14 protein-coding genes are annotated in these 20,036 nt (G+C 72.9%); 8 read left to right on the forward strand and 6 right to left on the reverse strand.

Annotation, left to right across the window (positions count from 1 at the left end; translation table 11 throughout):
- The first annotated feature begins 142 nt into the window (after positions 1–142).
- The 3 genes from ACIQOE_RS40340 to ACIQOE_RS40350 all read left to right on the forward strand — a co-directional run bounded on the left by ACIQOE_RS40340 (position 143) and on the right by ACIQOE_RS40350 (position 5,174).
- A complete protein-coding gene (locus tag ACIQOE_RS40340; protein ID WP_401417065.1) occupies positions 143–1,042 on the forward strand; it encodes a helix-turn-helix transcriptional regulator in 900 nt (299 codons plus the stop codon).
- 364 nt (positions 1,043–1,406) lie between these two features.
- Entirely contained in the window at positions 1,407–3,170 is a 1,764-nt protein-coding gene (locus ACIQOE_RS40345) for an endonuclease/exonuclease/phosphatase family protein (protein WP_401417067.1), read from the forward strand.
- A gap of 27 nt (positions 3,171–3,197) precedes the next feature.
- The gene (locus ACIQOE_RS40350) at positions 3,198–5,174 is read left to right on the forward strand and encodes a phosphocholine-specific phospholipase C (RefSeq protein WP_401417069.1); all 1,977 of its coding nucleotides are present in this window, start codon (positions 3,198–3,200) and stop codon (positions 5,172–5,174) included.
- A gap of 64 nt (positions 5,175–5,238) precedes the next feature.
- Here ACIQOE_RS40350 and ACIQOE_RS40355 read toward each other — a convergent pair whose 3' ends face one another.
- Positions 5,239–5,967 carry a TetR/AcrR family transcriptional regulator gene (locus ACIQOE_RS40355; protein WP_401417070.1) on the reverse strand — a complete coding sequence of 243 codons (729 nt, stop codon included), beginning with the start codon at positions 5,965–5,967 and terminating at the stop codon, positions 5,239–5,241.
- Between the two features lie 90 nt (positions 5,968–6,057).
- Between ACIQOE_RS40355 and ACIQOE_RS40360 the strand changes: the two genes are divergently transcribed.
- From ACIQOE_RS40360 to ACIQOE_RS40370, 3 genes are all read left to right on the forward strand, one after another.
- On the forward strand, positions 6,058–7,191 hold the full coding sequence (locus tag ACIQOE_RS40360) for an FAD-dependent oxidoreductase (RefSeq protein ID WP_401417072.1): 1,134 nt from the start codon (positions 6,058–6,060) through the stop codon (positions 7,189–7,191).
- A gap of 314 nt (positions 7,192–7,505) precedes the next feature.
- Positions 7,506–8,963, forward strand: coding sequence for a catalase (locus ACIQOE_RS40365; RefSeq protein ID WP_365561973.1), 1,458 nt, complete (start codon positions 7,506–7,508; stop codon positions 8,961–8,963).
- A 211-nt stretch (positions 8,964–9,174) separates the two neighbouring features.
- Positions 9,175–10,803, forward strand: a complete 1,629-nt coding sequence (locus tag ACIQOE_RS40370) for a serine/threonine-protein kinase (RefSeq protein ID WP_401417073.1) — start codon at positions 9,175–9,177, stop codon at positions 10,801–10,803.
- A gap of 10 nt (positions 10,804–10,813) precedes the next feature.
- Here the strand turns inward: ACIQOE_RS40370 and ACIQOE_RS40375 are convergent, their stop codons facing one another.
- Positions 10,814–12,280 carry an MFS transporter gene (locus ACIQOE_RS40375; protein ID WP_351328566.1) on the reverse strand — a complete coding sequence of 489 codons (1,467 nt, stop codon included), beginning with the start codon at positions 12,278–12,280 and terminating at the stop codon, positions 10,814–10,816.
- Positions 12,281–12,772: 492 nt separating this feature from the next.
- On the opposite strand from ACIQOE_RS40375, the gene ACIQOE_RS40380 reads away from it, so the two are divergent.
- Both ACIQOE_RS40380 and ACIQOE_RS40385 read left to right on the forward strand, forming a co-directional pair.
- A complete protein-coding gene (locus tag ACIQOE_RS40380; RefSeq protein ID WP_401417075.1) occupies positions 12,773–14,581 on the forward strand; it encodes an arabinofuranosidase catalytic domain-containing protein in 1,809 nt (602 codons plus the stop codon).
- Positions 14,582–14,802: 221 nt separating this feature from the next.
- Positions 14,803–15,996 carry a PP2C family protein-serine/threonine phosphatase gene (locus tag ACIQOE_RS40385; protein ID WP_365561967.1) on the forward strand — a complete coding sequence of 398 codons (1,194 nt, stop codon included), beginning with the start codon at positions 14,803–14,805 and terminating at the stop codon, positions 15,994–15,996.
- Here ACIQOE_RS40385 and ACIQOE_RS40390 read toward each other — a convergent pair.
- Genes ACIQOE_RS40390 through ACIQOE_RS40405 form a run of 4 tightly spaced genes read right to left on the reverse strand, consistent with a single transcriptional unit; the run spans position 15,983 to position 20,026 of the window.
- Positions 15,983–16,996, reverse strand: a complete 1,014-nt coding sequence (locus ACIQOE_RS40390) for a sugar phosphate isomerase/epimerase family protein (RefSeq protein ID WP_401417076.1) — start codon at positions 16,994–16,996, stop codon at positions 15,983–15,985. The two genes, ACIQOE_RS40385 and ACIQOE_RS40390, sit on opposite strands and share 14 nt — an antisense overlap.
- Complete coding sequence (locus ACIQOE_RS40395) at positions 16,993–18,099, reverse strand: Gfo/Idh/MocA family protein (RefSeq protein ID WP_401417078.1); 1,107 nt, start codon at positions 18,097–18,099, stop codon at positions 16,993–16,995. The genes ACIQOE_RS40390 and ACIQOE_RS40395 overlap by 4 nt, the downstream gene beginning before the upstream one ends.
- Positions 18,096–19,214, reverse strand: coding sequence for a Gfo/Idh/MocA family oxidoreductase (locus ACIQOE_RS40400; RefSeq protein ID WP_362651161.1), 1,119 nt, complete (start codon positions 19,212–19,214; stop codon positions 18,096–18,098). The genes ACIQOE_RS40395 and ACIQOE_RS40400 overlap by 4 nt, the downstream gene beginning before the upstream one ends.
- Positions 19,214–20,026 (reverse strand): sugar phosphate isomerase/epimerase family protein, encoded by an 813-nt coding sequence (locus ACIQOE_RS40405; RefSeq protein WP_401417080.1) that lies wholly within the window; start codon positions 20,024–20,026, stop codon positions 19,214–19,216. Before ACIQOE_RS40405 ends, ACIQOE_RS40400 begins: the two co-directional genes overlap by 1 nt.
- Positions 20,027–20,036 lie beyond the last annotated feature (10 nt).

Raw genomic sequence — 20,036 nt, forward strand, 5'->3', positions numbered from 1 at the left:
GTGTCCTCTCGGGTTCGTCCGGTGCCCCGACGGCTCGGGGCACGCCCCATGCAACGCCCCGCGGCCGTCGCGGAGGAGCCCCTGCCGTGAGGGGTACCGGCAGGGACCCCCACGGCGCGCCGAGCCTGCCTAGGCTGACCGCATGGACAACCGGGACGCGGTCAGCGCCTTCCTCCGCTCACGCCGCGAGAAGATCACCCCCGAGCAGGCGGGACTGCCCGCCTACGGTCCGCGGCGGGTGCCCGGACTGCGCCGCGGCGAGGTCGCCGCGCTCGCCGGGGTGAGCGTCGAGTACTACACGCGCCTCGAACGCGGCAGCCTCCGCGGCGTCTCCGACGGCGTGCTGGACGCGCTCGCCCGCGCGCTCCGGCTCGACGACACCGAGCGCGCCTACCTCCACGACCTCGCCCGCGCCGCCGGCCCGGTGCCCGGCACCCGGACCCGGCGGCGGACGGCCCGGCCGACGGTACGTCCGAGCGTGCTGCGGATCGTGGCGGGCATGCCGGGGCTGCCCGCGTACGTCATGAACGGCCGCCTGGACACCCTGGCCGCCAACGACCTGGGGCGGGCCCTGTACGCGCCGATGTACGCCGACCCGGCCTGCCGGGGCAACGTCGCCCGGTTCGCCTTCCTCAGCCCCGGGGCCACCCGCTTCTACCAGGACTGGGAGGTGATGGCACGCTTCGCCGTGGGCGCGCTGCGCGTCGAGGCGGCCCGCGATCCGCACGACCGGGAGCTGTCCGACCTGATCGGCGAACTGTCCACGCGCAGCGACCCGTTCCGGGTCATGTGGGGCTCCCACGAAGTGCACGTCTTCCGGCAGAGCACCAAGCGGCTGGTGCATCCCGTGGTCGGCGGCCTCGAACTCGACCAGGAGACCATGGCGTTGCCGGACGGGAGCGGCCTGAGCGTCGTCGTCTACAGCGCACCCGCCGGCACTCCCGCCGAGGACGCGCTCACGCTCCTCGCCTCCTGGAACGCCACCGACGCGCACGGCCGGGACGCGGACGCCGCCGGCAACCCTCCGCCCGGACGGCACTGACCCGGAACACCATCCGTCCGCCCCGGCTGCTGTGCACAGCAGCCGGGGCGGCGCGACCGTCGGCTGGCGGCGTCACGGACCGGCAGGGCGGCTGCCCGGAAGCGGCGCCGGGTCGGCGCCGCGACGCCGGACGCGGCTCGGGAAGTTGGAGAGACAGCAGGTCAACCGCCGTTTTCTGATGGGCGATCGAGTGTTCACCGCCTGCGGCAGCCGTGCAGAATGCCGTCTGATCCCCCGGTGACGGCCATCCGTCGTTCATGTGGCCGTCGCCGTGGACCGGCTTGCTGTGGAGCGAAGTTATATAGACAACTTTGCTCACCTGGGCGTCGTCGTTGCGGCGTCCGGGGCGGAGAGGACCAACACCGTGCAACCCCTCTCACAGGTCGCCGCGGCCGGCAGCGGCATCCGCGTCGGCTCGCCGACGTCCCCGCACCGCGGCGACCGGCTGACCTTCGACTGGACGACCGACGCGCCCGACCCGAAGAACTGGATCGGCGTCTACGACGGCGACCGGCGCCCCGGCAGCGGCGGCGGCTCCCTCGTGTGGGCCTACGTCCCCGGCACCTCCGGGCAGACCACCCTCGACACCTCCGGGCTGGGCGCGGGACCGTACACCGCCTACCTGCTGGCCAAGGACGGCTACGGCATCCTCGCCCAGTCGGCGCCGTTCACCTTCGCCGGGACGGACGCCGGAGACTCGGTCGAGCTGACGACGCCCGATCCGCACGAGGGCGACAAGGTCTCCTTCCACTGGACGACGTCGGCGCCCGACGCGAAGAACTGGATCGGCGTCTACGACGGCGACCGGCAGCCCGGCGTGGGTTCCTCACTGGCCTGGCAGTACACCCCGGCCGGTTCCGGCGACGTCACCCTGGACACCTCCGGGCTCGCCGCCGGGCAGTACACCGCCTACCTGCTGGCCAAGGACGGCTACGGCATCCTCGCCAGGACGCCGCCGTTCACCTTCGCGGTCCGTCCCGTCATCCCCCGCCCGCACGCGGCCGTGGACGCCGTGACCACCGCTGCGCAGACCGCGGGCACCTCCTTCTCGGTGTCCCTGGGCGGTCTGTGGATCCGGCCGGAGGGCAACGCGGCCGGCGCGGCGACCTTCCGCCGTACCGCAGGCGACCCGTGGCTGTCGGTGGCGGCGGACGGCACCGTCAGCGGCCGGGTGCCGGTTCTCGGGCAGCGCACGCCCGGCCGGGTGGTGGTCTCGGTGACCGACAGCGCCGTGGGCCGCGACACCGTGACCGTCCAGGTACCGGTGCGCGCCTTGCGGGACCGGCTCCGGCTCAAGGCCGCCACGCTGAACCTGTGGGACGGCGGCAGCCATGCCGACGGGTTCCTGGAGAAGCAGGTCCGGCTGGTGCTCACCCAGGACCTGGACGTCGTGGCCCTCCAGGAGTGCGGTGCGAAGGGAGCCGCCGACCTCGCGGCGGCGCTCGGCTGGCACGCCCACCAGGCCGGCGGTCTCGGCATCGTCAGCCGTCACCCGCTGACCGACACGGTCGCTCCGACCGGCGCGCTGCCGGCCGCCGCGGCGACGCTGCACCTGCCCGGCGACCGGACCGTACGGATCTGGGCCGCCCAGCTGGACGAGGCGGACTACGGCCCCTACGCGCTGGCGGCGGGCAGGACCGCCGCTCAGATCGAGAGCGCGGAGCGTGCCACGGCCCGTTACGCGCAGGTCCGCGCCCTGGTGGCGGCGATGCGCCCGGACCTCGACGCCCGTGCGCCCGTCGTGCTGGCGGCCGGTCTCGCCTCGCCCTCGCACCACGACTGGACGGACCGGACCGCGTCCGCGCACCAGGGCGTCGGCCGGGTGCGCTGGCCGGTCACCGAGGCCCTGGAGGCGGCCGGCCTGGTCGACGCCTTCCGCGAGGTCCGCTCGAACCCGGCGAAGGATCCCGGCATCACCTGGTCCCCCGTCAGGCCGCGGCACGAGGGCGGCGGTACGGAACCGCAGGACCGGATCGACCAGGTCCAGTACGCCGGCAAGCTGCGGGTGCTGGAGGCCCACAGCCTGGTCACCGGCTGGCCTCGGCCGGTGCCGGACACCGCCGCCAACGGCTGGCCCTCCGACCACGCGGCCGCCGTCGTCACCTTCTCCCTGTCCCGCCGCGGCTGACCCGAACGACCCGAAGGACTTCCTCCCATGACCGAGATCAGCCGCCGCACCTTCATCGGCACCACCGCCGCGACGGCCGCCGTCGCCGCCACCGCCGGACTGCCCGGCACCGCGGAGGCGGCGCAGCGCGACAAGACCCGCGGCAGCATCGACGACGTCAGGCACGTGGTGATCCTGATGCAGGAGAACCGCAGCTTCGACCACTACTTCGGGACCCTGAGCGGCGTCCGGGGCTTCGGCGACCGGCAGGCCAGCGTGCTGGCCAACGGCGACCCGGTGTTCCGCCAGCCCGACAGGGGCCGCAAGGAGGGCTACCTGCTGCCCTTCCGCATGGACACCACCAAGTACAACGCGCAGAACGCCGGGGGCCTGCCGCACGACTGGGACACCGGGCACACCGCCGTGGACGGCGGTGCCATGGACAAGTGGGTGTCCGCCAAGGGCGAGCGGACCATGGGCTACTTCACCCGCGAGGACATCCCCTACCAGTACGCGCTGGCCGACGCGTTCACCCTGTGCGACGGCTACCACTGCTCGCTCAACGGCCCCACCGACCCCAACCGTCTCTACCTGTGGACCGGCACCGCGGGCCCCGGCGTCGACGGCACCACGGGCCCGTGGACCGACAACACCCCGGTCACCGACAACCCGGTGGCGGACTGGACGACGTACGCCGAACGCCTGGAGCAGGCCGGTGTGAGCTGGCGGGTCTACCACAACCCCGACGGCTCGGACGACCGTTACGGCGACTACGACGACAACGCGCTGTCGTACTTCAAGCAGTTCCACGCCTTCCCCAAGGACGACCCGCGGTACGTCAACGCCATGACGAAGTTCGACCTCACGGCGTTCGACCGGCACTGCAAGGACGGCACCCTGCCGACCGTCTCCTGGCTGGTGGCGCCGTACCTGTTCTGCGAGCACCCGGCGGCCAGCCCCGACTACGGCGCGCACTGGGTGGACACCGCGCTCCAGTCGCTGTTCGCCAACCCCGAGGTGTGGAAGCACACCGTGTTCCTGCTCATGTACGACGAGAACGACGGGTACTTCGACCACGTCATCCCGCCGTCGCCGGAGCCGGGCACCAAGGACGAGTTCGCGGACGGCAAGCCGATCGGGCTGGGCAGCCGGGTGCCGCTGTGGGCGGTCTCGCCGTGGTCGCGCGGCGGCTGGGTCGACTCGCAGGTCTTCGACCACACGTCGGTGCTGCGGTTCCTGGAGCGGGTCACCGGGGTGCGCGAGCCCAACATCTCCGAGTGGCGGCGCACCGTCTGCGGCGACCTGACCAGCTGCTTCGACTTCACCCGGCCCGACTACAGCATCCCGCGGCTGCCGGACACGGTCGCGCTGATGGCGAGGGCCGACGCGGGCAGCGCGCTGCCGGCGGTGAAGATACCCGACCAGCAGTCCATGCCGGCGCAGGAACCGGGCCGGCGCCCGCACCGCCCGCTGCCCTACCGTCCGTGGGCCGATGTCACCGTCGACCGCACCACCGGCAAGGTCACCTGCTCGCTCGTCAACGACGGCACCGTCGGCTACCACTTCACCGTGCTGCCGAACGCCGAACCGCCCTTCACCGGGGTGCCGTTCACCGTCCCGGCGGGCTCCTCGCGCAGCTACGTGTGGGACGCGTCGGCGACCGACGGACGCTACGACTTCTCGGTGCACGGCGCGGACGGGTTCGTCCGCCGCTTCGCCGGGACGGTCGTGCGCGACGGCCAGGACGACGTCGCGGTGCCGTCGGTCACCGCCACGCTGACGCACGCCACGCACCCCGACGACGCCAGGATCGAGGTGGAGCTGCGCAACGCCGGCGGCGCCGAGGCGGCCTTCACCATCACCCCGAACGACTTCGCCGGCACGGAGCGGACCGTGTGGGTCAAGGCGGGCGGCCGCTCCCGGCTGACCTGGCGCACCGACGAGGGCCGGTACGACTTCACGGTGACGGCGGCGACCGGGACGCGGTTCGCGCAGCGGTACGCGGGAACCGTGCACGCGGTCTGAGACGTACGGGAAGGGGCCGGGCCGGGACCGCGGGGTCCCGGCCCGGCCCCTTCCCGCGTGCGGGTCAGGTCCCGGCGGGCGGGGTCCGCGGCGGTGCGCCGGGCGGATGGAGCGTGGTGATGCCGGTGAGGACGAAGTCGATCCCGGCGAGGAACTGCTCGCGGTCGTCGTGCTCGCGCACCTGGTCGGCGACGGCCCGGGTGAACGGATAGTCGTCCGGGTCCAGGTCCTTCCAGGCCGCGGAGACGGCACCGAGGAACTCCGCGCGTCCGGTGGGGGTTCCGGGGGCGGTGGCGTTGGCGGCGTTCTGCCCGGCGGCGCCGAGGATGTAGTGGAGCAGCGCCGAGGTCGCCGTGAACCAGCCGCTCTCGGGCACGCCGAGCGCGCGGACCCGGCGGCCGAGGCTCTCGAAGATCGGTGCCGTCACCGTCCCCCAGGGGTTGCGGGCGAGCTGCAGGGCGAGCTGGGTGGCCAGCCAGGGATGTTCCTCGACGGCGCCGGACAGGCCGAGCGCCACGGCGCGGACGCCGTCCCGCGGCGAGTCCTCGGGGGGCGCGGCGGCCTCGGTCAGGGCGGCGGTGACGACGCCCTCGGTGGCGGCGGCCAGCAGCTCGTCCTTGTTCGCGACATGCCAGTAGACCGCTCCGGGGCCGGTGGCGAGGCGCTCGGTGAGCGCCCGGAAGGTGAGCCCGCCCTCCCCGGCCGCGTCGAGCAGCTCGACGGCGGCCTCGACGATGCGCTCCCGCGAGAGCGCCTCCGTGCGCCGCTGCGAGCGGCGCGTCCGCGTTGCCATGCCCTCATCTTGACACATCTGGAGCGACGTTCCAGCATGGAGCGTCGTTCCATGCTGGAACGGCGTACCAGAGAGACGAAGGAGAACGTCATGCGCACGCACGTCACGATCATCGGCGCCGGACTCGGCGGCCTCACGCTCGCCCGGGTCCTGCACGTGCACGGAATCCCGGTCACCGTCCACGAGGCGGAGGCCTCCCCGGCGGCGCGGGCCCAGGGCGGGATGCTCGACATCCATGAGCACAACGGGCAGCCCGCCCTGGCGGCGGCGGGCCTGACCGAGGAGTTCCGCGCCCTCGTCCTGCCGGGCCGCGAGGCGAGCCGGGCCCTCGCACCGGACGGCACGGTGCTGTACGAGGAGCCCGACGACGGCACCGGCGGCCGCCCCGAGGTGCTGCGCGGAGAGCTGCGGCGGATCCTGCTCGACTCGCTGCCGCCCGGCACCGTCCACTGGGGCCGGAAGGCGGACCGGGTCCGCGCCCTCGGCGACGGCCGCCACGAGGTGACGTTCTCCGACGGCAGCACCGTCACCACGAGCCTCCTGGTGGGCGCGGACGGCGCGTGGTCCAGGGTCCGGCCGCTGCTGTCCGGCGCGGTGCCCGAGTACACCGGCACCTCGTTCGTCGAGACCTGTCTCTTCGACGCCGGGACCCGGCACCCGGCCGCCGCGAAGGCGGTCGGCGACGGCGCGATGTTCGCGCTCGCGCCGGGCAAGGGGATCCAGGCCCACCGGGAGACCGGCGGGACCCTGCACACCTACGTGGCGCTGCGCAGGACCCTGGACTGGTTCGCCGGCGTCGACTTCACCGACGCCCCGGCGGCGGCCGCGCGGATCGCGGCGGAGTTCGACGGCTGGGCACCCGAACTCACCGCGCTGATCACCGACGGCGAGACCGCTCCCGTGCTCCGTCCCCTGCACACCCTGCCCGGCGGGCACCGCTGGGACCGGGTGCCGGGAGTGACGCTGCTCGGCGACGCCGCCCATCTCATGATCCCGAACGGCGAGGGCGCCAACCTGGCCATGTACGACGGCGCCGAACTCGGCAAGGCCCTGGCCGCGCACCCCGACGACACCGAGGCCGCGCTCACGGAGTTCGAGGAGGCCATGTTCGCCCGCGGCGCCGCGGAGTACGAGGACGCCGCCCAGCTCCACGAACTGATGTTCGGCGACGACACCCCGCACGGCCTGATCGCCATGTTCACGGGCGCCCGTCCGACGTCCTGAGCCGAGTGCCACAGGGCCTTCGGGGTCTCGGGGAACGGCGTCCCCGAGTGGCGGCAGAAGCCCGGTGGGACCACGCTGGATGCCGGACAGCCCGGCCGTACCGCGCCGAACCGGGTCGCAGGGCACCGGGCGAACGGTGTTTGCCCGGCACGCGCGGGGTCACCCGCTCTTGCAGGAGCCCGAAGACTCCGGAAGCGAAGGACGCGAGCACATCCGTACGGCCTCCTCCCGTGGCACGACCGCGGGTGCGAGGGCCGGCCCGGGACACCACGAGGACCGGCGCTCGCCTGATCCGTGCGGAGAAAGGCAGAGTCATGACGGAGATACCACCCCCCACCACCACCGACTCCGGTGCCCCCGTCGAGAGTGACGAGCACTCGCTGACCGTGGGACCCGGGGGGCCGGTCCTGCTGCAGGACGCCTACCTGATCGAGCAGATGGCGCAGTTCAACCGCGAGCGCATCCCCGAGCGCCAGCCGCATGCCAAGGGAAGCGGCGCCTTCGGCCACTTCGAGGTGACCGAGGACGTCAGCGCCTACACCATGGCCGGTCTCTTCCAGCCCGGCACCCGTACCGACCTGGTCATCCGCTTCTCGACGGTCGCCGGTGAGCGGGGCAGCCCCGACACCTGGCGCGACCCTCGCGGCTTCGCGGTGAAGTTCTACACCAGCGAGGGCAACTACGACATGGTCGGCAACAACACGCCGGTGTTCTTCATCAAGGACCCGATGAAGTTCCAGCACTTCATCCGCTCCCAGAAGCGCCGCGCGGACAGCAACCTGCGCGACCACGACATGCAGTGGGACTTCTGGACGCTCTCACCGGAGTCCGCGCACCAGGTCACCTGGCTGATGGGCGACCGGGGCATCCCGCGGAGCTGGCGCCACATGAACGGCTACACCTCCCACACGTACATGTGGATCAACGCGCAGGGCGAGCGGTTCTGGGTGAAGTACCACTTCAAGACGGACCAGGGGATCGACTTCCTCACGCAGCAGGAGGCCGACCGGCTCGCGGGCACCGACTCCGACTACCACATGCGTGATCTCTTCGACCACATCCGGGACGGCGACTTCCCGAGCTGGACGCTGCACGTGCAGCTCATGCCGTACGCGGACGCCGCGGGCTACCGGTTCAACCCGTTCGACCTCACCAAGGTGTGGCCGCACAGCGACTATCCGCTGATCCCGGTCGGCAGGATGACGCTGGACCGCAACCCCACCGACAACCACGCCGAGATCGAGCAGGCGGCCTTCCAGCCGAACAACTTCGTCCCCGGCATCGGCCCCAGCCCGGACCGGATGCTGCTGGCGCGGCTGTTCTCCTACGCGGACGCCCACCGGCACCGGGTCGGCGCCAACTACCAGCAGCTTCCGGTGAACGCGCCCGTCGTCGACGTCCACACGTACTCCAAGGACGGGGCGATGGCCTACCGGAAGACCTCCGACCCGGTGTACGCCCCGAACTCCAAGGGCGGCCCCAAGGCCGACCCCGCCCGGTTCGGACCGCCGCCCACCTGGACGGCCGACGGCGAGATCACCCGCTCCGCGTACGTCTCCCACGCCGAGGACGACGACTGGGGCCAGCCCGGCACGCTGGTGCGGGAGGTGCTGGACGACGCCGCCCGGGACCGTCTGGTCGACAACGTCGTGGGGCACCTCCTCGATGGCGTGAGCGAGCCCGTGCTGCAGCGGGCCTTCACGTACTGGACGAACATCGACGAGACGATCGGCAAGCGCATCGCCGACGGCGTCCGGGCCAAGGAGGGCTGACGGCCTCCGGACAATCGGACGCGACAAGGGAACACCGGCCGTGCCACGGGCCGAGCGATCCGCTCGGCCCGTGGCACGGTCGTGTACACCCGACACGCACCAACTGATATGAATAATCACCGCAGGCCACGTCCGCGCGGATGCCGAGGGGGCTCCGCCGACATGGGGCGGTCCGCCGGGCGGTGACGCGCTCAACGCCCCGGAGACGTTCATGAGAGGTCTCGATCCCACGGATCCGCCGGCCGTCGGCGGCTACCCGCTGCTGGCCCGGCTCGGCGAGGGAGGGATGGGGCAGGTCTTCCTCTCCCGCACGCCCTCCGGCCGGCCGCTGGCGCTCAAGACCGTGCGCGGCGAGTTCGGTCTCGATCCGGGGTTCGAGGAGCGGTTCGCGCGGGAGATAGCCAGCAGTGACCGGGTCCGGTCGCCGTGGACGGTCTCGGTCCTCGACTACAGCCCGCCGGGACAGCGGCCGCAGTGGCTCGCCACCGAGTACGTGGCGGCGCCCACCCTCGCCGACTGGGTGGTCCGGCACGGTCCGCTGCCCGAGGCCGCCGTGCGGGCCCTGGGGGCGGAACTAGCCGAAGGGCTCCAGGCGGTGCACCGGGCGGGACTCGCGCACCGGGACGTCAAGCCGTCCAACGTGCTGCTCGCCGGCCGCCATCCGCTGCTCATCGACTTCGGCATCGCCCGCGCCGCCGACGACACCCGGCACACCCGCACGGGCGGTGTCATCGGCTCCCCCGGCTACATGGCCCCCGAGCAGATCACCGGCGGGGCCGCGGCGGAACCCGGGGACGTCTTCGCACTGGCCGCCGTCCTGGTGTACGCGGCGACCGGCCGGGGCCCCTTCCTGCTCCGCGGGGAGGAGCCGTCCGCGGCCCAGCTGCTCTACCGGATCGTGCACGAGGAGGCCCGTCTCGACGACGTGCCGCCGTCGCTGGCGCCGGTCCTGGCGGCCTGCCTGGACAAGGCGCCGCAGTCCCGTCCCACGGCGGCCCAGCTGCTGGAGCGGCTCGGGGCCGGCGCCCCGGCGTGGGCCGCCGTCCCGCCGACGGGACTGGCCGCGGACCTCGCGGCCCGCGAGTCCGAGCTGCAGGACCTGCTGGCGGGCCCGGCCGCGGCCGCGGCTCCGCCCACGCCCGTGCCGCCGGCACCCACGCTGGGATCCGGGCCGCCGCCCGCGCTCCCCTCCGGGCCGCCGCCCGCGCTCCCCTCCGGCCCGCCGCCCGCGCTCCCCTCCGGCCCGTCGTTCGCGCCCGGCGCACCGGCCCCGGCCCCGCGCGCGTCGGCCAGGACGCGGACCGCGGTGGTGGCCGGCGGTGCGCTCGCCGTCGCGGTGGCCGTCGCCGTGGCCGTCTGGACGAGCGGGGCCTGGGACGGCCGGGCCTCGGAGCGCACCTCGCCGCCGGCGACGCACTCCGCGTCCGCGTCGGCGACGGACGCGCTGCCCGCCTCCTGGGTCGGCACCTGGAAGGGCACCGGCCCCGGCAACCCGTCGGCCGACGGCGTGACGACGTTCCGTACGACGGCCGTGTCCGTGACGCTCACCCTGCACGCGGCGCGGCGGGGCGAGCGCGTGGGCCGGCAGGTCAGCCATGTGACGCAGGCGGGCACCGGCCGGGACATCGGCTGCACCGAGACGCTGCTCCTGCAGGAGACGCGGACGACGTCCATGGTCTTCCAGGCGGTCACCAGTACGCCCACGGACCCCTCGACCGGCGGGCTGTGCGCACCGGGCAACGTCTACATCCTGACCGCGGACGGAGCCGACGCGCTCAGACTCGGCGACGAGGGCAGTCAGACCGCCGGTTCCCCGTCCCGCCTCGACCGCGTCGGCTGACCGGCCCGCGTCAGCGCCTGGGCGGGCGGGGCGAGGAGACCGGATGCGGTCCGCCGTCCGACTCCCGCAGGCAGGCGACGTACAGCTCCCTCGAGGTGGTGATCAGCTCCCGCTGCTCGGCGCGGGAGCCCACCATCGGGCGGGATCCGCTGAGCGGGACCTGCGCGGTCTCCGGCAGGAACCGCACGGTCACCAGGCCGATCACGCCGGCCAGCATCAGGTAGTACGCGGGCATCAGGTCGTCGCCGGTGACGTTCACCAGTGCCTCGGTGACCAGGGGCGTGGTGCCGCCGAACGCGGCGACCGCGATGTTGAAGCCGATGCCCATCGCGGCGTACCGCACGGCCGTCGGGAAGAGGGCCGGCAGGGTGGCGGCGCTGGGCGCGGCGAAGCAGGCCAGCAGGGTGGCGAGGATCAGTACGCCGAGGACGGGCGGCCAGGTCCCGTCCATCTTGATCAGCTCGAAGGACGGGACCGCGAGCAGGATCATGGCGGCCGCGGAGACCCCGTAGACGGGACGGCGCCCCACCCGGTCGCTGAGCCGGCCGATGAAGGTGATCAGCAGGACGATCCAGACCATGCCGATCAGCACCAGCACGTCGGCGGAACCGCTGGACCGGTGCAGCGTCTCCGTCTGGTAGGTCGGCAGGAACCCGGTGACCATGTAGTTGGTGACGTTGTACAGCAGCACCAGGCCCATGCAGATGAGCAGCGGGCGCCAGTAGCGGGTGACGACGTTCTTCAGTTCGCCGCCCGCCGAGGCCTGCGCGAGGCTCTTCTCGTGATCGTCCAGCTGCTGCTGGAAGGCCGGCGACTCCTCCAGCTTGAGCCGCATGTACAGGCCGATCACGCCCAGCGGGCCGGCGATCAGGAACGGCAGGCGCCAGCCCCAGCTGAGCATCTGGGCGTCGGTGAGCAGCAGGTTCAGCACGGTCACCAGGGCCGAGCCCAGGGCGTAGCCGACGAAGGTGCCGAAGTCGAGCCAGCTGGACAGGAAGCCGCGGCGCCGGTCGGGTGAGTACTCGGCGACGAAGGTGGTCGCGCCGCCGTACTCGCCGCCGGTGGAGAAGCCCTGCACCATCCGGGCGAGCAGGAGCAGGACCGGCGCGGCGATGCCGATCGTGGCGAAGCTCGGGATGAGCCCGATGGCGAAGGTGCCGAGCGCCATCATGATCATGGTGGTGGCGAGCACCTTCTGCCGGCCGACGCGGTCGCCGAGCGGGCCGAAGAAGAGCCCGCCGAGGGGCCGTACGACGAAGGCGGCGGCGAAGGTGGCGAACGAGGAGATCACCTGGGCGCCGGGCGAGGCGCCCGGGAAGAAGACCTTGCCGATGGTGGCGGCCAGGTAGCTGTAGACGCCGAAGTCGAACCACTCCATGCAGTTGCCGAGCGCCGACGCGCCGACCGCGCGCCGCAGCAGCGGGCGCTCCACGACCTGGACGTCACCGCTGCGGAAGGCCCGCTCGTTCCGGCGCATCCTGCGGGTGAGTTCGTCCCGGACCTGCCGGGGCAGTTCGGAGAGTTCGTCGGTCACGACTCCGGCCACGCTGCCGCCCCCTTTCCTGTTCTTCGTTCACCGTCACCGCGCGGTCAGCTCTTTCGCTGAAGCGAATTGTGTGACAGGTGCGAACATCTCGCACGAGAACCGGCTGCCCCGGAACGACTGGTTCACACGCGTGAACTGTGCTCCCGCAACGGGCGGGGTCGGGCCGGACCGGCCGGGAGCGTCCTGGGCGCCTCCGATTCCCCCATACCCCGACAGCAGCCCACGCTCTCGAACTTGGTACGAACCAAAAAGGAAACAAATATTGACGCGGTCGAACAGGGTGCGTAGGTTCCGGGCCGAGCCGACAGACCCTCCCCCACCCCGGCCCCGAAGGGATGTGCCATGCGTGCTGCCCTGCCCCTCTGGAATGTCATGAACTCACCAAGATTACGGACCGGACCCCGGACGCTGCGGTCGCGGGCCGTGGCCGTACTGGGCGCCCTCGGACTCGCTCTCGGGCTCCTGCTCGGGCTGCCGTCCACGTCACAGGCCGCGGGCTCGCTGCCCTGCGACATCTACGCCGCGGCCGGCACCCCGTGCGTCGCCGCGCACAGCGTCACCCGCGCCCTGCTCTCCTCCTACACCGGCCCGCTCTACCGGGTCACCCGCGTCTCCGACGGCGCCGCCGCCGACATCGGGCAGCAGGGCGGGTACGCCGACGCGGCGGCCCAGGACGCCTTCTGCGCGAACAGCGGAGGCTGCCGGATCACGAAGATCTACGACCAGAGCGGCCGCCACAACGACCTGACGCCCGGACCCGCCGGCACCGCCGGCATGGGCAACGACCGGGGCGCCGACGCCTCGGAGATCTCCGTCACCGCGGGCGGCCACAAGGTGTACGGCGTCTGGATCTCGCCGGGCGTCGGCTACCGCTACACCGGAGTCGCCTCCGGGGTCGCCGTGAACGGCCAGGCCGAGGGCGCGTACATGGTGGCCAGCGGCACCCACGTCGGCTCCGCCTGCTGCTTCGACTACGGCAACGCGGAGAGCACCCCGGCCGACACCGGCAACGGGCACATGGACGCGGTCTCCATCGCCACCACCTGCTACTTCGCGCCGTGCACCGGAACCGGACCCTGGGTCGAGGCCGACCTGGAGAACGGCATGTTCCAGGGCGACAACGGCTCCAACACCGCCAACCAGGGCAACAAGAGCACCTTCGTCACCGCCGTCCTGAAGAACAACGGGCAGACCCGGTACGCGCTCAAGGGCGGGAACTCCCAGACCGGCGGGCTGAGCACCTGGTGGGACGGGGCGCTGCCGACCCGGGGCGGCTACCAGCCCATGCACCAGGAGGGCGGCATCATCCTGGGCATCGGCGGCGACAACAGCAACTGGAACCGGGGCACCTTCTTCGAGGGCGTGATGGTCTCCGGCTATCCCACCGACGCCGCCGAGAACGCCGTGCAGGCGAACATCGTCTCCGTCGGCTACAGCGGCCAGACGGACGTGCCGAACGGCCCGCAGGGCACGGTCACCGGCCCCGGCGGCAAGTGCGTGGACGTCGCGGCGGACGACACCGGGGTCAACGGCGCGGCCGTACAGCTGTGGGACTGCCAGACGTACGCCGAGGACCAGCACTGGACGCACAACCCCGACGGCTCGCTGTCCACGCTGGGCCGCTGCCTGGACATCGAGAACAACGGCACCGCGGGCGGGGCCAAGCTCGAACTCTGGGACTGCAACGGGGTCGGCGGCCAGAAATGGGTCCAGCAGGCCGACGGCTCCCTCCTCAACCCCCAGTCCGGACGCTGCCTCGACTCCCCCAGCGGCGCCACCGCCAACGGCACACGCCTGCAGATCTGGGACTGCAACGGCGCCGCCGCCCAGAAGTTCTCGGTGAACGGCGGAGGGCCGGTCAAGGGTCCTGGCGGCTCGTGCGTGGACGTCGCCGCCGACGACAGCGGCGGCAACGGCGCCGCCGTCCAGCTGTGGGGCTGCCAGTCGTACGCGGTCGACCAGCACTGGTACCACGGCTCCGACAACTCACTGCGCACGCTGGGGCGTTGCCTGGACGTCGTCGGGAACGGCACGGCGGCCGGCACCAAGGTGGAGCTGTGGGACTGCAACGGGGTCGGCGGCCAGAAATGGGTCCAGCAGGCCGACGGCTCCCTCCTCAACCCCCAGTCCGGACGCTGCCTCGACTCCCCCGACGGCGCCACCGCCAACGGCACACGCCTGCAGATCTGGGACTGCAACGGCGCCGCCGCCCAGAAGTTCGGCCTGAGCTGAGGCGCGTGCGGGCCGGGGGTCTCCTCCCTCGGTGGCCCGGTCTCCGCCCAGGGGCGGCGACCGGGCCACCGGACGGCGGGGAGACCCCCGGCCCCGTGCGTCGCGCTCCGCGAGCCGCCGGCCGGCGTCGCACGGAGTGCGGGCGCCCGAACCGGATGTGAGACTGCTGATCGCCGGGGACCGCGGGCGCCGCTCCTCCGGACACGAGGAGGCGAGGGCCGGTGGTGACGTCGGATGCCGGTGACGACGCGTTGCAGGAGTTCCTGGCCGAAGCGGTCAGCAGGACCGCGGACCTCGCCCCCGCCCTGTCCCGCTGCGCCAAGGCGCTCGGGCTGCATCACGCGGTCGCCTATCTCGCCGACATCCAGCAACGGCACCTGATCCCGCTCACGGACGTGACCCCGGCCCTGCCCATCGACGACTCGCCGGCCGGCTGGTCGTACCGCACGCAGTCGCTGCGGGTCGAGGCGGACGGGAGCGGGATGGTGACCGCCTGGTTCCCGCTGATCGACGGCGCCGAGCGGCTGGGCGTCCTGGCCGTGCACACGCCCGCCCTGTCCGCCGTCTCGCTGGCCCGGGGCCGGGCCGTGGCCACGCTGGTGGCGATGATGCTCACCTCGCGGCGCGCCTACAAGGACTCCTTCGTCCGGCGTACCCGCACCGAACGGATGCGGCTGCCGTCCGAACTGCTCCGCGCGTTCCTGCCGCCGCGGACGATCGGCGACGCCCGCGTGGTCTCCACGGCCGTCCTCGAACCCGCCTACGAGATCGGCGGCGACGCCTTCGACCACGCGCTGACCGAGACGGCGCTGCACGTCGGCGTCCTCGACTCGATGGGCCACGACCTCGCCTCCGGGCTCACCAGCGCCCTGTCGCTGGCGGCCTGCCGCAACGCGCGCCGGGTCGGAGCCGAGCTGCCCGAACTGGTACGGACCGTCGACGAGGCCCTGGCCGAATGGCTTCCGGAGCAGTTCTGCACCGCCGTCCTGGCCCAGCTCGACCTCGACACGGGGGTGCTGCGGTGGTGCAACTGCGGGCACCCCGCGCCGCTCCTCATCCGTGACCAGCGGCTGCTGACCGACGCCCTGGAACGTGATCCGGACCCGCCGCTCGGCCTGCCCCACCTGCCGGCCGGCCGCGAGCGCAGGGTCCACGAGGCGACCCTGCGGCCCGGTGACCGCGTCCTGCTGTACACGGACGGGGTCACCGAGGCCCGCATGCCGGACGGTGAACTGTTCGGACTCCAGCGGTTCGCCGACTACGTCATCCGGGCCACCGCCGCCGGCGAACTGGCCCCGGAGACGCTGCGGCGGCTGATCCACTCGATCCTCGACGCGGAGACCAGCCGGCTCAAGGACGACGCGACGATCATGCTTCTCGAATGGCAGCCGCCCCCGGTGCCTACTGGTTGGTGAACGCGGCGTCGAAGGACGCCTTCGGGACGGGCCACAGCAGGGAGCGGACGAAGGTCACCGCCTCCGCGGCGCCGTGCAGGCGGTCCATGCCCGCGTCCTCCCACTCGACGGAGATGGGTCCGGCGTAGCCGATGGACTCCAGGGCCCGGAAGGCGTCCTCCCAGGGGACGTCGCCGTGGCCGGTCGAGACGAAGTCCCAGCCCCGGCGCGGATCGCCCCACGGCTGGTGGGAGCCGAGGACGCCGGCCCGGCCGTTGCGCGGGCGCAGCCGGGTGTCCTTGCAGTCGACGTGGTAGATGCGGTCCTTGAAGTCGGTGATGAACCCGACCGGGTCGATGTTCTGCCACATCATGTGGCTGGGGTCCCAGTTGAAGCCGAAGGCCTCGCGGTGGCCGATCGCCTCCAGCGCGCGGACGCTGGTCCAGTAGTCGTACGCGATCTCGCCGGGGTGCACCTCGTGGGCGAAGCGCACTCCCTCCGCGTCGAACACGTCGAGGATCGGGTTCCAGCGGGCGGCGAAGTCCTCGTAACCGGCGTCGATGACGCCGGCCGGCACCGGCGGGAACATGGCGACGTAGGGCCAGATGGCGGACCCGGTGAAGCCGACGACGGTGTCGACGCCCAGCTTGCGGGCCACCCGGGCGGCGCGCTTCATGTCCTCGGCGGCCCGCTGCCGTACCCCTTCGGCGTCTCCGTCGCCCCACACGTACGGGCGCAGGATCGCCTGGTGGCGGAAGTCGATGGGCGCGTCGCAGACGGCCTGCCCCGCCAGGTGGTTGGAGATGGCGTGGACCGTGAGGCCGTGCCGGTCCAGGATCTCCAGGCGGGACGCCGCGTAGGCGTCGTCCTCGTCGGCGCGCTTGAGGTCGAGGTGGTCGCCCGAGGCGGCGATCTCCAGGCCGTCGTAGCCCCACCGCGCGGCGAGGCGGGCCACCTCCTCGAAGGGCAGGTCGGCCCACTGGCCGGTGAACAGGGTGACGGGGTGGGTGGCTGCGGTCATGCGGGGTCCTCCGTGGCGGGTGCGGTCTCGATCCAGGTGCCGCGTCCGGCGGCGGAGGCCAGCACGGCCTCGGTGAGCCGGGCCGCGCGCAGTCCGTCGGCGAACGTCGGCATCCCCTCGGGGTGGCTGCCCTCCTGTACGGCGGCGTAGACGTCGGCGACGAACGCCGTGAAGGCGTCCTGGTAGCCGAGGGCGTGGCCGGGCGGCAGCAACGACAGGCGGGCCGCGTCGGGGGCGGCTGCGGCGGGGTCGCGGAGCAGCAGCCGCGATCCGTCGCGTTCGCCGATCCACAGTTCCTCGGGACGCTCCTGTTCGAAGCGCACGCTCCTGCGGGTGCCGTGGAGTTCGAGCGTGAGGCTGTTCTTGCGGCCCGGCGCGAGCTGGCTGACGAGCAGGGTGCCGAGCGCCCCGTTGCCGAGTTCGACGAGGAGCGCGGCCGTGTCCTCGTTGGTGACCGGTACGCCGCCGCGCTCCGGGAAGACGGTCCTGGTGCGGGCGGACAGCCGGTGGATGCGCTGTCCTGAGACGAATTCGACGAGGTCGCACAGGTGCGAGCCGATGTCGGCGAACGCCCGGGAGGCGCCCCCGGCCTCCGGGTCGGCACGCCAGTCGGTGTCGCCGGGATCCAGGAGCCAGTCCTGGAGGTAGCCGGCGTCCAGGGTGAGGACGGTGCCGAGCTGTCCCTCCGCCACCAGGGCGCGGGCCTGGCGGGCCATCGGGTGGTAGCGGTAGACGAAGGGCACCGCCGCCACCCGGCCGGCCTCCCGTGCCGCGCGGACCAGCCGCTCGGCGTCGGCCGCGGTGGTGGCCAGGGGCTTCTCGCAGATGACGTGCGCGCCCGCGGCCAGGGCCGCCAGGGTGTGTTCGGCGTGCAGGCGGTTGGGACTGCACACGTGGACGACGTCGAGGTCGCCGGCCTTGGTGAGGCGGTCGGCGTCCGGTTCGGCGCGTTCCACGCCGAGTGCCGCGGCGGCCCGCTCGCCGGACTCGGGCGTCGAACCGGCGAGGGCGGCGGGCACGCCGCGGGCGGCCCGGCTGGCGCGGGTGTGCACGGCCGCCATGAAGCCGCCGCCGATGAACCCGGCCCGCAGGGGCCGGTTCACAGGGTGGCTCCGAAGGGGTCCCGGTCCTCGGGGACGAGCGGTATCTCACCGGCGGTGCTGGCGACGGCAACCGTCTCGCCGGAGGTGACCGACTCGTCGACGCAGATCATGGTGTCCAGGACGTGGTAGCCGAGGTCTCCGGAGGCGATGTGCGGGACGCCGCCGCGGATGGCGCGGGCCATGTCCAGGACGCCGAGTCCGCGTCCGCTCTCGACGCCGACCGGTGCGACCGTCTCCCACACGGGATCCTGGCCGCGTTCCTGGATCCGGGTGATCCGTACCTCTCCCGCGAAGGTGTTGGGGTCGGGCAGCACCAGCGTCCCCTCGGTGCCGGTGATCTCGACGAACCCGGTGCGGGTGAGCGGGGAGTCGAAGCTGAACACGCTCTGGCCGACACCGCCGTCGTCGAACTGGAGGAGCGCGGAGACGTGGGTGGGTACGGCGACGGCGAACTCGGCGCCGGCCCGCTGACCGCTCCTGACCGTCCGTACCGTCCGGGCGGTGGAGCCGACCGCGGCGACCCGGCTGACCGAGCCGAACAGGCAGACCAGGGCGGTGATGTAGTAGGGCCCCATGTCGAAGAGGGGGCCGGCGCCCTTGGCGAACAGGAACTCGGGGTCGGGGTGCCACAGGTCGGGTCCGGCGTACTGCATGACGGTCTGCGCGGACAGCGGGGTGCCGATGTCGCCGCGGGTGACGGCCCGCAGCGCGGTCTGCAGTCCGGGGCCGAGCACGGTGTCGGGGGCGACGCCGACCCGGAGTCCGGCGGCGGCGGCCCGGTCGAGCAGGTCGCGGGCGTCGGCCCGTTCGACGGCGATGGGCTTCTCGGACCAGACGTGCTTGCCGGCGTCGACGACCGCGGAGCTGACCTCGGCGTGGACGGCGGGGACGGTCAGGTTGACGACGATGTCGACGTCCGGGTGGGCGAGGACGTCCCCGGCGGTGCCCCACTGCTCGACGCCGTACTTGCGGGCCTGGGCCTCGGCGCGCCCGGTGTCGAGGTCGCCCACGACGGCCACGTGCAGGTCGGGGAACCGGGTGAGGTTGGTGAGGTACTGGTCGCTGATGTTGCCGGCGCCGATGAGGCCGACGCCGACCGGGTGCTCTGCCGCCATCAGGCGATGCCCTTCCCGTTGAGGTAGGCGACGCCCGTCGCGATGCCTTCGAAGATGTCACCGTCGTAGTGGTCGAACTCGATGATCGCGTACTCGGCGTCCGGGGCCGCGGCCAGCGAGGCGTCGAGCGCGATCTCCCCGCGGCCCGCGGGGACCTGACGGGTGTCGGCGGCGTCGAAGGGGGCGCCGGAGGTGAACGGGTCGTCGATGACCGGGCCGTCCTTCACGTGCAGGGCCCGCACCCGCGAACCCAGCCGGCCGAGCAGCGACACGACGTCGTAGCCGCCCGCCGAGGCCCAGAACAGGTCTATCTCCAGGGCGACTTCGGGTACCAGCAGGTCGGCGAAGCGGTCGAAGGCGTTGACGCCGGCGACGGTGTGGACGAACTCCTGCGAGTGGTTGTGGTAGCCGACGCGCAGCCCGTGGTCGGCGGCGCGCTTGGCTGCCTCGTTGAGCAGGCCGGCGGTACGGGCGATCTCGGTCTCGTCGGCCCACCGGGCGGCGGGGACGAACGGGTCGAAGAGGATCTCCACGCCCAGCCGCCGGGCGGCACGGAAGGTCTCGTCGAGGGTGGGTGCGGGTTCCCCCTCGGCGGTGGCGCGTTCCGGGGAGAGGAAACCGGCGTGCCCGGTCGGGGCGGACAGGCCGTGCCGGTCGAGCGCGTCGGCCAGTTCGGCGGCGCGGTGCACGAAGCCGAAGGCCTCGACGTTGCGCAGTCCCAGGGCGGCGAGGCGGCCCAGGGCCGCGTCCTCGTCGGCTTCCAGAGCGTGCCGGACGGAATAGAGCTGCACCGACATCCGCGGTGTCGACATGGTGGACTCC

The sequence above is a fragment of the Streptomyces sp. NPDC091282 genome (assembly GCF_044757385.1).
Taxonomy (GTDB): Bacteria; Actinomycetota; Actinomycetes; order Streptomycetales; family Streptomycetaceae; genus Streptomyces; species Streptomyces gramineus.